This window comes from Pseudomonas sp. AB6, assembly GCF_034314105.1.
GTDB lineage: Bacteria > Pseudomonadota > Gammaproteobacteria > Pseudomonadales > Pseudomonadaceae > Aquipseudomonas.
This window is the reverse complement of the sequence record NZ_JAVIWJ010000001.1, coordinates 70,859-85,680: the sequence shown is the minus strand read 5'-3', so window position 1 is coordinate 85,680 and position 14,822 is coordinate 70,859. Positions and strand designations below refer to the sequence as shown.

The 14,822-nt window shown below is 54.9% G+C and carries 16 protein-coding genes; 13 read left to right on the top strand and 3 right to left on the bottom strand.

Translation table 11 applies throughout. From position 1 onward, the window contains the following. Positions 1–100: 100 nt before the first annotated feature. Positions 101–658 (bottom strand): hypoxanthine-guanine phosphoribosyltransferase, encoded by a 558-nt coding sequence (locus RGW60_RS00480; RefSeq protein WP_322201133.1) that lies wholly within the window; start codon positions 656–658, stop codon positions 101–103. Positions 659–808: 150 nt separating this feature from the next. Between RGW60_RS00480 and upp the strand changes: the two genes are divergently transcribed. Further along, entirely contained in the window at positions 809–1,447 is a 639-nt protein-coding gene (upp, locus tag RGW60_RS00475; RefSeq protein ID WP_322201131.1) for a uracil phosphoribosyltransferase, read from the top strand. Further along, positions 1,447–2,724 carry a uracil-xanthine permease family protein gene (locus RGW60_RS00470; protein WP_322201129.1) on the top strand — a complete coding sequence of 426 codons (1,278 nt, stop codon included), beginning with the start codon at positions 1,447–1,449 and terminating at the stop codon, positions 2,722–2,724. Before upp ends, RGW60_RS00470 begins: the two co-directional genes overlap by 1 nt. Before the next feature lie 62 nt (positions 2,725–2,786). Here RGW60_RS00470 and hemH read toward each other — a convergent pair whose 3' ends face one another. Together hemH and RGW60_RS00460 are read right to left on the bottom strand one after the other, a co-directional pair. Further along, positions 2,787–3,812 (bottom strand): ferrochelatase, encoded by a 1,026-nt coding sequence (hemH, locus tag RGW60_RS00465; RefSeq protein ID WP_322201127.1) that lies wholly within the window; start codon positions 3,810–3,812, stop codon positions 2,787–2,789. A gap of 13 nt (positions 3,813–3,825) precedes the next feature. Then, the gene (locus RGW60_RS00460) at positions 3,826–4,728 is read right to left on the bottom strand and encodes a TIGR01777 family oxidoreductase (RefSeq protein WP_322201125.1); all 903 of its coding nucleotides are present in this window, start codon (positions 4,726–4,728) and stop codon (positions 3,826–3,828) included. A 310-nt stretch (positions 4,729–5,038) separates the two neighbouring features. On the opposite strand from RGW60_RS00460, the gene RGW60_RS00455 reads away from it, so the two are divergent. From RGW60_RS00455 to RGW60_RS00405, 11 genes are all read left to right on the top strand, one after another. After that, positions 5,039–6,025 carry an NAD(P)/FAD-dependent oxidoreductase gene (locus RGW60_RS00455; protein WP_322201123.1) on the top strand — a complete coding sequence of 329 codons (987 nt, stop codon included), beginning with the start codon at positions 5,039–5,041 and terminating at the stop codon, positions 6,023–6,025. Further along, positions 6,022–6,237, top strand: a complete 216-nt coding sequence (locus RGW60_RS00450) for a TIGR02450 family Trp-rich protein (protein ID WP_322201121.1) — start codon at positions 6,022–6,024, stop codon at positions 6,235–6,237. Before RGW60_RS00455 ends, RGW60_RS00450 begins: the two co-directional genes overlap by 4 nt. 170 nt (positions 6,238–6,407) lie before the next feature. Continuing rightward, a complete protein-coding gene (locus RGW60_RS00445; protein WP_322201119.1) occupies positions 6,408–7,370 on the top strand; it encodes a DUF523 and DUF1722 domain-containing protein in 963 nt (320 codons plus the stop codon). Between the two features lie 3 nt (positions 7,371–7,373). Next, positions 7,374–8,324: a MerR family transcriptional regulator gene (locus tag RGW60_RS00440; protein WP_322201117.1), complete on the top strand. Its 951-nt coding sequence runs from the start codon at positions 7,374–7,376 to the stop codon at positions 8,322–8,324. A 9-nt stretch (positions 8,325–8,333) separates the two neighbouring features. Next, entirely contained in the window at positions 8,334–9,779 is a 1,446-nt protein-coding gene (gene phrB / locus RGW60_RS00435) for a deoxyribodipyrimidine photo-lyase (RefSeq protein ID WP_322201115.1), read from the top strand. After that, a complete protein-coding gene (locus RGW60_RS00430; protein WP_322201113.1) occupies positions 9,772–10,194 on the top strand; it encodes a nuclear transport factor 2 family protein in 423 nt (140 codons plus the stop codon). The genes phrB and RGW60_RS00430 overlap by 8 nt, the downstream gene beginning before the upstream one ends. Continuing rightward, entirely contained in the window at positions 10,191–10,982 is a 792-nt protein-coding gene (locus RGW60_RS00425) for an SDR family NAD(P)-dependent oxidoreductase (RefSeq protein WP_322201111.1), read from the top strand. Before RGW60_RS00430 ends, RGW60_RS00425 begins: the two co-directional genes overlap by 4 nt. After that, a complete protein-coding gene (locus RGW60_RS00420) occupies positions 10,979–12,226 on the top strand; it encodes an NAD(P)/FAD-dependent oxidoreductase (RefSeq protein ID WP_322201109.1) in 1,248 nt (415 codons plus the stop codon). Before RGW60_RS00425 ends, RGW60_RS00420 begins: the two co-directional genes overlap by 4 nt. Next, positions 12,223–13,020: a DUF1365 domain-containing protein gene (locus tag RGW60_RS00415; RefSeq protein WP_322201107.1), complete on the top strand. Its 798-nt coding sequence runs from the start codon at positions 12,223–12,225 to the stop codon at positions 13,018–13,020. The genes RGW60_RS00420 and RGW60_RS00415 overlap by 4 nt, the downstream gene beginning before the upstream one ends. After that, positions 13,010–14,272 carry a cyclopropane-fatty-acyl-phospholipid synthase family protein gene (locus RGW60_RS00410; protein ID WP_322201105.1) on the top strand — a complete coding sequence of 421 codons (1,263 nt, stop codon included), beginning with the start codon at positions 13,010–13,012 and terminating at the stop codon, positions 14,270–14,272. Before RGW60_RS00415 ends, RGW60_RS00410 begins: the two co-directional genes overlap by 11 nt. Further along, positions 14,265–14,768, top strand: coding sequence for a DUF2878 domain-containing protein (locus RGW60_RS00405; protein ID WP_322201103.1), 504 nt, complete (start codon positions 14,265–14,267; stop codon positions 14,766–14,768). Before RGW60_RS00410 ends, RGW60_RS00405 begins: the two co-directional genes overlap by 8 nt. Positions 14,769–14,822 lie beyond the last annotated feature (54 nt).

The following is a 14,822-nucleotide window of genomic DNA, read 5'->3' as shown; positions in this document are numbered from 1 at the left end:
AGGTTGCTCAACACCAGTGGAAGCAAGGCAGCCGAGCGATCAACAACGTCATGTGCAAGTGTTCCCGAAAACTGGCGTGAACTCAGGCATGTAGGCCGCTTTACATCCCTTTAACCGCATAAATACCGGCTGCATTGCGCCAGTAGCCCTTGTAGTCCATACCGTAACCAAAGATATAGCGGTCGATGCATGGCAAACCTACGAAGTCGGCTTTGAGGTCTGGCCGCGCTTTGCGGTCGTGTTCTTTATCGATCAGCACGGCGGTGTGAACCGCCCGAGCGCCTGCGTGCTTACAGAAGTCGACGATCGCGCCGAGGGTGTGACCTTCGTCGAGAATGTCATCGATGATCAACACATCGCGGTCGATAAACGAGACTTCCGGCTTAGCCTTCCAAAACAGGTCACCGCCGGTGGTTTCATTGCGATAGCGGGTGGCGTGCAAGTAGGACGCTTCCAGCGGGAAGTTGAGGTGCGTCAATAGTTTTCCGGTGAAGATCAGGCCACCATTCATAACGCAAAACACCACGGGATTGGTGTCAGCCAGCGCGGCATTGATCTCGGCGCCAAGACGAGCGATGGCTGCCTCGACTTCAGCTTCTGTGTACAGGCAATCAGCTTCGCGCATGATTTGGCGGATATGCTCGAGATCAGCAGACATGGCGCTCTCCATTGGGTGCGGTGGAAGAAAAGCGGGCAAAGGTACGCATCCGCTTCGGTCAGAGCAAGCATTTCTGGACTAACGTTCGGACAGTAACAGTTGGATAGATTAATCTAGGCCGTTTTTTTGCCCCCGTCGGAGTCTTTCCTTATGCCCATCCGTGAGATCCGCCATCCGCTGATCCGCCACAAGCTCGGTTTAATGCGCCGAGCGGACATCAGCACCAAGAATTTTCGTGAACTGGCTCAGGAGGTCGGTGCGCTACTGACCTATGAAGCAACCGCCGATCTGCCCTTGGAAACCTACGAAATCCAGGGTTGGGCAGGTACAGTGCAGGTCGAAAAAATCGCCGGCAAGAAAATTACTGTTGTCCCGATTTTGCGGGCAGGTATCGGCATGCTCGATGGCGTGCTCAGCCTGATCCCCGGTGCCAAGGTCAGCGCCGTCGGCTTGGCTCGCAATGAAGCGACACTGCAAGCCCACACCTATCTGGAAAAGCTGGTTCCTGAGATCAATGAGCGACTGGCTATGATCATTGATCCAATGCTGGCGACCGGTAACTCAATGGTTGCGGCCATTGACCTGCTCAAGCGCGCAGGTTGCAAGGAAATCCGCGCCATGGTGTTGGTCGCAGCGCCCGAAGGCATTGCCGCAGTGGAGAAAGCTCACCCCGATGTGATGATTTACACCGCATCCATCGATGAGCGCTTGAACGAACACGGTTACATCATTCCAGGCTTGGGCGACGCCGGCGACAAGATATTCGGTACCAAGCAGAAGGAAGCCTGATGAAGCCGGATGAATTCAACGATCCACTCTGGCGCACCGTGCTCTCAGGCGCTCAGATGCTTTTCGTGGCTTTTGGCGCCTTGGTCCTTATGCCATTGATCACCGGCCTCGACCCGAACGTCGCGCTGTTCACCGCCGGGCTTGGCACCTTGTGTTTTCAGGTGGTTACGGGCCGTCAGGTGCCGGTATTCCTGGCCTCAAGCTTCGCGTTTATTACGCCGATTATCCTCGCCAAAAGCCAGTTCGGTCTGGCCGCGACCATGGGCGGGATCATGGCGGCAGGGTTTGTTTACACTTTTCTCGGCCTTGCGGTGAAGATCAAGGGCACGGGGTTCATCGACCGATTATTGCCGCCCGTGGTCATTGGCCCGGTGATCATCTCTATCGGTCTCGCCATGGCGCCGATTGCCGCCAATATGGCCATGGGTAAAGGTGGAGACGGTGCGCAGTTGATTCCGTATCACATCGCCATGTGGATCTCGATGCCGGCGCTGCTGACAACGGTGGTCGTAGCGGTGTTCGGGCGCGGAATTTTCCGTCTGGTGCCGATCATTTCCGGTGTGTTGATCGGTTTCGCCCTGGCGTTTTATTTCGGCGTGGTCGACGTCGCAAAAATCGCCGCTGCGCCTTGGCTGGCGCTGCCTAACTTCACGGCCCCGGAATTCAACTGGCAGGCGATCTTGTTTATTGTCCCGGTCGCGTTGGCACCCGCCATTGAACACATCGGCGGCGTGATTGCAGTGGGCAGTGTGACCGGTCGCGATTACCTGAAAAAACCAGGGCTGCATCGCACGCTACTCGGTGACGGTATCGCTACTACCGTGGCAGGTTTGTTTGGCGGACCGCCGAACACCACCTACGCCGAAGTAACCGGCGCGGTGATGTTGACCAAAAACTACAACCCTAAAATCATGACGTGGGCGGCGATATTCGCCATCAGCCTGGCTTTCATCGGCAAGTTCGGCGCGCTGCTGCAAAGCATCCCGATCCCCGTCATGGGCGGAATTCTGTGCCTGTTGTTCGGCTCGATTGCTGCGGTGGGGATGAACACTTTAATCCGCCATAAAGTCGACCTCGCCGAGGCGCGCAATCTGGTGATTGTGTCGGTAACGTTGGTGTTCGGTATTGGTGGCGTCTTGATCGGCACCGGCACCGGCCCTAACGACTTTGGTCTCAAAGGCATTGCGCTGTGTGCGGTGGTTGCGATTGGCTTGAACCTGCTGCTGCCGGGCAATGACAGCTGGAAGCACAAGAAAAAACTGGAAGAGATGTTGTAACGCTAGTTGGCTCTCTTCTAGGGTGCCTCGCCAACAAATTGTTGGCGAGGCAACTTAGAAAACTACAACATTACTGGCGCTCGCTCACACAGCGTTTTGAGCGCGGCAGCCCAATTCGGGTCATCGTTCAGGCAAGGAATCAGTACCAACTCCTCCCCTCCCGCTTCGCGGAATTGCTCTTTGCCCCGATCGCCTATTTCCTCTAGGGTCTCGATGCAATCGGCAACAAATGCCGGGCACATCACCAGGATTTTTTTCGCGCCGTCTTTCGCCAGTGCAGCGAGACGCGCTTCGGTGTAGGGCTCGATCCATTTCGCACGCCCCAAGCGTGACTGGAACGACACCGACCATTTGCCATCGGCCAAGCCCAGCCGTTCGGCAAATAGTGCCGCCGTGCGCAAACACTGCGCCCGGTAACACGTTGCGATCACCTGCGCAGACGCCGTCTTGCAGCATTCGGCTCCCTTCAGACAATGATTACCGGTGGGGTCTAGCTTGTGCAGGTGCCGCTCGGGCAAGCCGTGAAAACTTAACAATAAATGATCATGGGGTTGCTGAAGCTGTGGTCGAGCGTTTTCCACCAACGCATCAAGGTATTCCGGCTGATCGTAGAACGGCTGTAGCAACGAAAACCGGATGTTCAATGACTTCGCCTTCACCACCCGCTTTGCCTCCTCGATCACCGTGGTCACGGTGCTGTCGGCAAACTGTGGGTATAACGGCGCCAGGGTCACTTTCTGAATACCCTGTGCGGCCAAACGGGTCAGTACGGTCTCGATAGAAGGCTCGCCATAACGCATTGCCAACTCGACAGGGCCCTGCCTCCACTCCTTGACCATCGCTTGCTGCAAGCGCTGACTCAGCACCACCAGCGGAGAACCCTCGTCCCACCAAATGGACGCATAAGCGTGCGCCGACTGCTCGGGGCGCTTAATCAAAATCAGCGATACCAGAAGCCGCCTAACCGGCCACGGTACGTCAATGACATAGGGGTCCATCAAAAATTGATTCAAGTAGCTTCGGACATCTGCCACCTTGGTCGAGGCCGGCGAACCCAAGTTGACCAGCAACAGCGCGTGATCGGTCATGCAGCATCCTTTGTCAGTGGCGGCCCAAGACATCATTCAGGGCCGCGTTTAAATCAGTAAATGAAAAAGTAAAGCCTGCTTCCTGAAGTCGAGCCGGTTGCGCGCGCTGGCCGCCCAGTAACAATACAGACATCTCCCCCAGCAGTGCTCTCAGTGCAAACGCTGGCAATGGCATGAACGCAGGACGGTGTAAAACAGTGCCCAGCGTTTTAGCGAACTCTCGATTGCGAACCGGGTAAGGCGCGCAGGCATTATAAAGACCTTGGGCTTGGGTCCGGTTCAACAAAAAATCAATCAGTGCGACTTGGTCCTGAATGTGAATCCATGGCATCCATTGTCGACCGCTGCCAATCGGGCCACCAACACCGAGTTTGAACGGCAACAAAAGACGCTGCAAAAACCCGCCGCCGTCAGCCAAGACCAAGCCCGTACGCACAATGACGACACGTATGCCCAGTGCCTCGGCGCGCTGCGCAGTCTCCTCCCACGCATCGCACAGGCGGCTGGCGAAATCCAAGGCGACCGGCGCTGCGTCTTCGTTCAGTTCACGCTCACCACCATCGCCGTACCAGCCAACGGCAGACCCGGAGATCAATACCCGCGGTTTATGTTCGCGACGTTCCAGCCACGCCAGCAACTGCTCCGTGAGGCCTACGCGACTTTCCCATAACAACGCTTTGCGTTTACGCGTCCAAGGCCTGTCTGCGATAGGTGCGCCCGCCAGGTTGACAACCGCATCGACCGGGTCAGCGCCTACATCATCCAGCCGGGCAATACCTCGCACTGAATCTCCGCACAATCTACGAACCTCATCAGGCCTGCGGCTCAAGACCGTGAGCTGATGACCCTGTGACCGCCAGCTTTTGCACAGCTGGCGTCCTATCAAACCAGTACCGCCGGTCAGCAATATGTGCATGAAATGCTCCTCGCGTGGCGTTCGTCGCAAATCGTTAGTCTATTGATTACCACACTCAACCTTCGTGCAGCAGTGGGATGCCAGGCAGCTACTGATTCTGCCGTCCGCCTTAACCATAGGTCATAGCGGCTCTTATCGATCTTTGCCTAGCCGTACACAATCCGGATGGGTAGTTGAGCAAACCCGATCAGGGGCCAAACTCAGATAAGCGAGTCGCATAATTCGCACGAGCAGCAAGTTATACCGAAAAACAAGATTGTACAGGTTTTAACTACGGCGTAGTCTGTACAAATAAGGTAACGAGGCCCCTATGACTGTACCCATCGCAATCATCGGTACCGGCATCGCCGGACTCTCAGCTGCCCAAGCGCTCCACAGCGCCGGGCATTCCGTTCATCTTTTTGATAAAAGCAACGGCAGTGGCGGCCGAATGTCCAGCAAACGCAGTGATGCGGGCGCTCTGGACTTGGGCGCTCAATACTTCACTGCCCGTGACAGGCGCTTCGTTGAAGTTGTACAGCAATGGCAATTGAGTGGGTACGTCGCAGTATGGGCCCCTCAGCTCTATAACTATCACGCAGGCAAGCTCAGCCCGTCGCCGGATGAGCAGACTCGCTGGGTTGGCAGCCCACGTATGAGTGCGATAACCCGAGCCATGCGCGCCGACCTTCCCGTGACCTTTTCATGCCGAATCACCGAAGTGTATCGCGGTAAACACCACTGGAGTTTGCAAGATGCTGACGGCGTCACTCACGGTCCATTCAGCCATGTCGTGATCGCCTTACCCGCCCCGCAAGCAACTACCCTGCTCGCCGCCGCGCCGAAACTCGCCAGTGTTGTAGCGGGGGTTCAAATGGAACCTACCTGGGCCGTGGCACTGGCTTTTGACACACCTCTAAAAACGCCCATGGAAGGCTGCTTCGTACAAGACAGCCCCCTTGACTGGCTAGCCCGAAATCGAAGTAAACCGGGACGTTCAAGCGCCCTTGACACGTGGGTCCTGCATGCCACCAGCGCGTGGAGCAAACAACATTTGGACCTGCCCAAAGAAGCGGTCATTGAGCACTTGCACGGCGCTTTCGCCGAGTTGGTCGGTTGCGCCATGCCTGCTCCTGCATTCACTCTTGCCCATCGCTGGCTCTATGCGCGGCCGGCTGGGGCTCATGAATGGGGCTCATTGTCCGACTCGGATTTAGGTGTTTATGTGTGTGGCGATTGGTGCCTGTCTGGCCGCGTTGAAGGTGCATGGCTTAGCGGACAAGAAGCTGCACGCCGACTGATGGAGCACTTAGAGTGAACCGACTTAACCCCCACAAGTTGCTGCTGTCGAAATGGACAGCAGCCCATCCCGAACTCCGAGAAAAACATTTTCTGGTGACCGAACTGTTTTGCGATGAGCAAGGCATAGTGCTGGAGATTGAATTACAGGCCGTCCTCACTCGGCGCACCGAACGTCTACCGTGGCTAAGCCTGCAAAACAGCGACGCTTGGCACATGGGCTGGAAATAGCAGACAGCCTTCATCCTCAGGGCTATTGCGTTCAAACCACTGCCGGTAGTTACCCGCTCAATTCGCGACAAATATTGTACAAATAAATTGACTTGTACAGTATCGAACCTATGATGATTTAAAGTTGTACAGAAGCCCATGTCTGTACAACAAAAAATCAGAGGTTTGTCATGTCTAGCGTTACCGCCCTCAGCAAACCCAAACTCGGCATCAGCGCCTGCTTGATGGGCGTTGAGGTGCGATTCAACGGCGGCCATAAAGAATCACACCTGTGTACCCAAACCCTGAAAGAGTATTTTGATTTCGTGCCTGTTTGCCCCGAGGTCGCCATTGGCATGGGCATTCCACGGGAAGCCATTCGACTGATCGGCGATCCAGACTCACCTCAGGCAATCGGGAGTGTTCATAGTGAGTTGAACGTGACCCAGGCGTTAGCTGACTACGGCGTGCACATGGCCACGCAGATGAGCGATGTGTGCGGCTATATTTTTATGCAGAAGTCACCTTCGTGCGGTCTCGAACGAGTGAAGGTGTACAAAGACAACGGTCTCCCAGCCCCGGTAGGCCGAGGGATCTACGCCCGAGCCTTTTGTGCGCAACAACCGAACCTGCCGGTTGAAGAAGACGGTCGACTAAATGATCCCGTATTACGAGAAAACTTTATCACTCGGGTGTATGCCTACGCCGATTGGCAAGCACTACTGAGTAGCGGATTGAGCCGCCGCAGCCTGACTGAATTCCACTCGCGCTACAAATACCAACTCATGGCGAACAACCCTGCTCAATACCGAGCACTGGGTAAAATGCTGGGCTCCATGGCCAAGTCAGATCCGAATGAAATTGGACCACGGTATTTCAGTGAATTGATGGACGCGTTGAAAAAATGCGCCACACGCGGCACCCACACAAATGTCCTGCAACACCTCAATGGGTATTTCAAAAAAACCATGAGCCAGGACGACCGAGAGGAAATGCAGCGACTGATCGGCCAATATCGACGCGGCGTGGTGCCACTGGTGGTGCCACTGACCCTGCTCAAACACCACTTGCGACAGCATCCGGATGCCTACCTGGCACAGCAGGTTTACCTCCAACCGCATCCGGAAAATCTCGGTTTGCGCAATGCGATCTGACTCATGAAAAATCTAACCGATCAAGCGCACAACGCACAGCCGGAATCGAGGCGCGCCGAATACCAATTGGCGCTGGAACACGGCTGGCTGCCTATTCGCGAAGTTGCTCGGCAAACCGGAGTCAATCCGGTAACGCTTCGGGCGTGGGAACGGCGCTATGGATTGGTGATACCTCAGCGCACGGCTAAAGGTCATCGGCTGTATTGCGCCGAACATGTGCAACGAATTTTTTTGATTCTCACTTGGCTCAATCGTGGAGTGTCTGTCAGTCAGGTCAAGCAACTGATTGATATGCCGCAACCGATCACCCATGACCCCGCAAACGATTGGGACAATCTACGTCAGACATTGCTAATTGCCATTGGCCAACTGGCTGAACGCAAAGTTGATGAAACTATTAATCAGGCGATGGCGCTGTACCCACCGCGCACCCTTTGCGAACAACTTCTTTTGCCATTGCTAACCGAACTGGAACAGCGTTGGCAGGGACAATTCGGCGCGCAACTGGAGCGAATTTTTTTCTACTCATGGCTTCGTAGCAAGTTGGGCGCACGGATCTACTACAACAATCGTCAACTCAATGGCACGCCCCTGCTGCTGGTCAATCAGTCTGACTTACCTCTAGAACCGCATCTTTGGCTAACCGCTTGGTTAATCAGTAGCAGCGATTGTCCGGTGGAAGTATTCGATTGGCCCGTGCCCGTCGGTGAGTTGGCGTTGGCCGTCGAATACCTACAAGCCCGGGGGCTGCTGCTGTATTCCAGTAAGGCGTTGAGCGTGAATCTGTTGCCCAAACTCTTGGCCAACATAGCCTGCCCCAAACTGATTGTCGGACCAACGGTATGCATCCATTGCGCCGAGCTGTCCGTATCTACTACCGAGATTGACGGACTGACACTGGCCGAAGATCCGCTTGCTGCCCAGACCATACTGCACAAACTCGGGCTTATTTAAGGTGTGAATATGCAACTGGTTTGGCTGCGCAGCGATCTGCGCTCACATGACAACACTGCGATAACCGCTGCGATGCAACGCGGTCCGACGATCGCTGTTTACCTGATCAGCCCAGGGCAATGGCAAGCCCATGACGACGCAGCCTGCAAGGTTGATTTCTGGCTGCGGAATTTGTCCGAACTAAGCCAATCGCTGAAAAAAATAAATGTACCGCTATTGATTCGCTACGCGGATACCTGGAACCAAGCGCCAAGCGTGCTGCTTGAGCTCTGCAAGCAGCACAATGTAGAAGCCCTGCACCTTAACGACGAATATGGCATCCACGAGATGACGCGAGACCGGGCCGTTAGTGAAACGCTGCAAGATGCAGGGATTCATGTTTATAACCATTTAGATCAGCTGTTCTTCAAGCCCGGCAGCGTGCTGACCAAATCAGGTAACTATTTTCAGGTTTATAGTCAGTTTCGCAAAGCGTGTTACTCACGCCTGAACCTATCAATACCGCCGCTGGTTCAGCGCCTAACCGCCCAGCCAGAACTGTCTATTAACAGTGACACCGTGCCAACCAGCGTTGCAGGCTTTACGCCTTCTACTGAAGCCGTGCGCGGGCTGTGGCCGGCGGGAGAAGAGGAAGCCCGACGGCGCCTGGAATTGTTCACCGACGAACAGATCAACTATTACGAAAGCGAGCGCGATTTTCCGGCGAAACCTGGCACAAGCCAACTATCGGCATACCTCGCCGCAGGCGTTATATCACCTCGCCAGTGCCTCCATGCAGCCTTGCGAAGTAATCACGGTGAATTCGACACCGGTAATATCGGCGCAGTCACTTGGATAAACGAGTTGCTGTGGCGAGAGTTTTACAAACATATTCTGGTCGGTTATCCACGGGTTTCGCGTCACTGTGCGTTTCGCCCTGAGACCGAAGCGGTGCAATGGCGTGACGCGCCTGCCGACCTGGCCGCATGGCAAGAAGCGCGCACTGGCCTGCCGATCATTGACGCCGCCATGCGCCAACTGCTGGATACCGGCTGGATGCATAACCGTCTACGGATGGTTGTCGCGATGTTTTTAACTAAAAATCTATTGATCGACTGGCGCCTTGGCGAACGATTTTTTATGCAGCACCTGATCGACGGCGACTTGGCAGCCAATAATGGTGGCTGGCAATGGAGCTCATCGACGGGCACTGATTCCGCCCCGTACTTTCGAATTTTCAACCCGCTAAGCCAATCGGAACGATTCGACAGCGAAGGCCTCTTTCTTAAGCACTGGCTGCCGGAGCTGGCAAATCTGAATAAAAAAGAAGTTCATAACCCGGCTACGGCAGGCGGCTTGTTCGGCGTCGCCAACTACCCCAAACCCATCGTGGATTTAGGTCTAAGCCGCCTAAGAGCACTGGCTGCCTTCAAGAGCCTGCCCCATCGCCAGCAAGGGGAAAATCTAAGTGAGTGATTATCTACGTCGCTTTGCTCACAGCTTCGCAGCTCTGGACAAAGATTCGATGGATCAACTTGGCGAGCTCTATAGCGATGACGTGGTCTTTACCGACCCTCTTCACGAGGTCACCGGCCTCAGTAACGTAAAGCGTTACTTCGAAGAGCTGTACGGCAATGTCAGCCAGCTGCGCTTCGAGTTTTACGCGTTCGATCAGGTGCGCGAAGGCAAAGGTTATCTGCGCTGGACCATGAGTTTTCGTCATCCACGGCTAAACGCCGGGCAGCTGATCCGCGTTGAGGGGTGTTCGCATCTGCTGTGGAACGACAAGGTTTATCAACACCGCGATTTTTTCGATGCGGGCGCCATGCTTTACGAACACGTGCCGATCTTGGGCCGAGCCATATTGTGGTTAAAGGGGAGAGTTGCATGACGCCCAATCCAAACGTTCGCCGAATTTGGCTGACCGGCGCTAGCAGTGGAATAGGCTTGGCGTTGGCAGAAGAACTGCTCAAAGCCGGACATCGCGTTGCATTAACTGCGCGCACGGTTGGGCCATTGGAAATACTGGATAAACGCTATCCCCAACAAGTCCTGCTGGCACCTGGCGACCTCACTGACAGCGAACAGGTCAAACAAATTGGCGAGCGTATCGCTCAAATTTGGGGCGCTCTTGACTCCGCAATTTTAAACGCTGGCACCTGCGAATACGTTGACAGTAGAAATTTCGATGCTGCCATGATCGAGCGGGTAATCCGAACTAATTTAATCGCCAGCAGCTATTGCGTGCAGGAAGCCCTGCCCTTGCTGCGTAGCGGAAAAAAACCGCATCTAGTGGCCGTTGCCAGTTCGGTGACTTACCTGCCCCTGACCCGGGCTGAAGCCTATGGCGCCTCCAAAGCAGGCTTGCGATACCTGTTCGAGGCTTTGCGCATCGACCTGGCTCATGAAGGCATTGACGTAACCATCGTCAGCCCCGGTTTCGTCGACACACCACTGACCGCAAGTAACGACTTTCCGATGCCTATGCGCTGGCCTGTAGACAAAGCCGCCCGGCACATCGCCGAGCGTTTGCAGCGCTCACACCGTCCGCTGGAGATAGCCTTCCCCACCGCCTTTATTCTCAGCCTACGGCTGATAGCGATGCTGCCCAAACGCCTGCAACTTTTGCTCGGCAAACACTTGGCCCGCACATCGAGCACGGAGAAGGTAACTCCATGAAAATCGCGATCATTGGCAGCGGTATATCCGGGCTGACCACGGCGTATTTACTCAACCGCCGTAATGACATCAGCGTCTTCGAGGCCGCTGACTGGGTGGGCGGTCACACGCACACCGTGAATGTCACGGTTGACGGCACAAGCCACGCCATTGATACCGGTTTTATCGTGTTTAACGACTGGACCTACCCCAATTTTATTCGGCTGCTGGGCACCCTAGGTGTCTCGTTTAAAGCCACAGAAATGAGTTTCTCAGTCTGCGACCCCAGCGCCGGCATTGAGTACAACGGTAATTCCCTTAACAGCCTGTTTGCTCAGCGCAGCAACCTTTGCTCACCCTCATTTTGGTTAATGCTACGCGACATCCTACGCTTCAATCGTGAGGCGCTAGATGACCTCCAAAGTCAGCGCATTGCCGTGAATACCACTTTGGGTGCGTACCTGAAAAGTGGCGGATACGGACGACGTTTTACAGAACACTACATCGTGCCTATGGGCGCGGCGATCTGGTCGATGTCTCTCGCCGACATGCTGAGCTTTCCGCTGCAATTTTTTGTACGTTTCTTCAAAAACCACGGTTTGCTTTCGGTCAGTAACCGACCGCAATGGTGCGTAGTAGAAGGTGGCTCCAGCCGCTATATAGACCCGTTGATCGCTTCGTTCCGCGACAAAATTCGGCTTAACTGCCCGGTGGATCGGGTCGAGCGCGATGATCAGGGCGTGGTGATTCACAGCGCAGCGGGCAGTGAGCGCTTTGACAAAGTAGTGTTCGCTTGCCACAGCGACCAAGCCTTAAAAATGCTGACGAAACCGAGCGCAGCCGAGCAAGAAATTCTGGGAGCCCTGCTCTACGCCGACAACGACGTGGTACTGCACACCGACATCCAGTTATTGCCCAAACGCCCTTTGGCCTGGGCCAGTTGGAACTATCGCCTAGGCGGTGATGAGCAGCATTTAGCGGCAGTTACCTATGACATGAACATCCTGCAGGGGCTTAAATCCAACACGCGCTTTTGCGTCAGTCTTAACCAGACAGCGGCCATAGACCCGAGCAAAATCCTCGCCCGCTACCGCTATTCCCATCCTCAATACAGCCTGACGGCCGTTGCGGCACAAGCGCGCTGGGAAGAACTGTTTGGTGCTCAGCACTCTTATTACTGCGGCGCCTATTGGGCTAACGGCTTTCATGAAGACGGCGTAGTCAGCGGCCTGCGAGTTGCCCAAGCGTTTGGGGAACTGCTGTGAATAGCGCCCTTTACTGCGGCTGGATCGCTCATAGGCGGTTCTCGCCTAAAGCCCACGACTTTCGGTATCGGATTGGCCTGCTGTACTTGGACCTCGCCGAACAAGAAGAGGTACTTGCGTTGTCGCCACTGGCCGGCAGTAGTCGGTTTGCGCCCTTTTCATTTCGCCAAACTGATTATCTAAAGACCTATACCCAGCGTGGAGTTCCACTGATGGACGCGGTGCGTGAGCTGGTCGGCGCAGCGCTCAGTCATACACCTCTGGGCAAAATCTGCCTGCTAACCCAAGCCCGCAGTTGGGGTCTGTCGTTCAACCCGGTCAGTTTCTTTTATTGTTACGAGAGCGACGGCCAGCTGGCAGCCATTGTGTGCGAAGTCACCAATACGCCGTGGGGCGAGCATTACCACTACGTGCTACCCGCTGAAGGTGATACGCATCAACATTTTGCGGTCGCCAAGGCTTTTCATGTCTCGCCGTTTTTGCCACGGGACCTGGAGTACCGAATGAGTTTTAGCCCGCCGGCGGAAAAGTTAGGAGTGCACATGGCTGACTGGCAAGGCGAACTCAAAGTGTTCGACGCAACGCTGAACCTGGAACGACTAGACCTGAACCGCGCCAGCCTGCACCGTTATTTGCTCCAATACCCCTGGATGACGGCCAAGACGTGTCTGGCAATTTATTGGCAAGCGTTGCGTTTGCTAATCAAACGAATGCCAATTTTTTCCCATCAGGCTGCTGACGCCGCCTTTCGTATTGCCGCCGTGCAACCCAAGGATTCTCGCCATGAAAAGTAGCAGCGTAACGGCAAATATCAGCACTAACAGCCTGACGACGAACCTCCTTCGACGCGGTGTTCTGCGTCAACTGGCACGACTGCAACGCGGGCAGCTGGTAGTCACTGAAGGCAATGATCGCCAGGTATTTGGCGCAGCCGGCGCAGTGTTGCAAGGGCAAATCACGGTGGTTGATCCCGCCACCTGGGGCATGGTTGCCAGCAACGGTTCAATAGGGGCGGGGGAGGCGTTTATTCATGGCTATTGGACCACCCCAGACCTGACTGCCGTTATTCGGGTATTGGTCAGCAACCTGGAAGTACTAGATGCGATGGAAGGTGGACTGGCTAAACTCAGTCGGCCATTCATTCATGGCTTGCACTGGCTGAATCGCAATACGCGCAAAGGTTCGCAGAAAAATATTGCGGCGCACTACGACCTCGGCAACGAGCTGTTCGAACAGTTTCTCGATCCGACCATGATGTATTCCGCCGCGCAATTTCTCAGTGCCGATGACACGCTGGAGCAGGCGCAGTTGAACAAGCTCGAGCGTATCTGCCAAAAACTGGTGCTCAAACCGTCGGACCATTTATTGGAAATCGGTACGGGCTGGGGCAGCATGGCTATCTACGCTGCACAGAAGTACGGTTGCCGCGTGACCACTACCACGCTGTCTAAAGAACAATTTGCCTACACTGAAAAACGCGTCATCCAGCTCGGGTTGCAGAATCAAGTAACACTGCTGCTGGAGGATTATCGCGACCTCACTGGCGAATACGACAAGCTAGTGTCTATAGAAATGATCGAAGCTGTGGGTCACCAATTTTTACCGACCTATTTCAAACAGTGCGCGCACCTGTTGAAGAGCAACGGATTGATGCTTATTCAAGCCATTACGATTCGTGAGCAACGTTACGAACAGGCGAAGAACACCGTCGATTTTATTCAACGTTACATTTTTCCAGGGGGCGCCCTACCCTCAGTGCAGCGCATGCTGGAAGTGGTGGGGCGCGATACCGACATGAACCTGATGCATATGGAAGACTTTGGCTTACATTACGCACGAACGCTGCGGATGTGGCACGACAACTTTCGCCACGCTCACGGCTATTTGATGGAGTTAGGCTACGATGATTATTTCTTGCGGCTTTGGGAATTCTACCTGTGCTACTGCGAAGGGGGGTTTCTCGAACGCACCATCGGCACCGCGCAATTGCTGCTAGCCAAACCCGACGCCATGCCACAACCGCTGCTTGGACGGTTTGATGCGTAAGCGCCTAGCCAACGCGTTATTGTTCCAAATCGGTTGGTTTGCCTGCGTACTGGGCGGCAATAGTCTTTGGCTATTGTTGGCTGGGGTGGTACTGGCGGTGCATCTGTTGTGGATAAGTTCGTGGCGCACGGAAGGTCCGCTGGTAGTTAGCGTGGCACTTATAGGTACGTTGATCGACAGCCTGTTGCTGAAATCAGGTGTTTTCAGTTTCGCCAGCGAAGGGCTGTTGATTCCCCTGTGGCTGATGGTGCTATGGGCTGTTTTGGCCACCACGCTCAACCACTGTTTGGATTGGACCGCCACACCGTGGTGGCGCGCCAGTGTGCTGGGCGCAATCGGCGGTCCGATGTCGTATTACGCGGGGTCAAAGATGGCTGGGGTTTATCTGCCACTGGGACTTTGGCCGAGCATGCTGTTGCTGGGTATTATCTGGGCGGTGTTGTTTCCGCTCTTACAGAAGTTGGCAAAAATTTATAAGCAACATGCCTGGATATAAAGATGGTGTTTTGTCGCTACGGTCACACGAGTGCGACGCAACGGCATACACTGC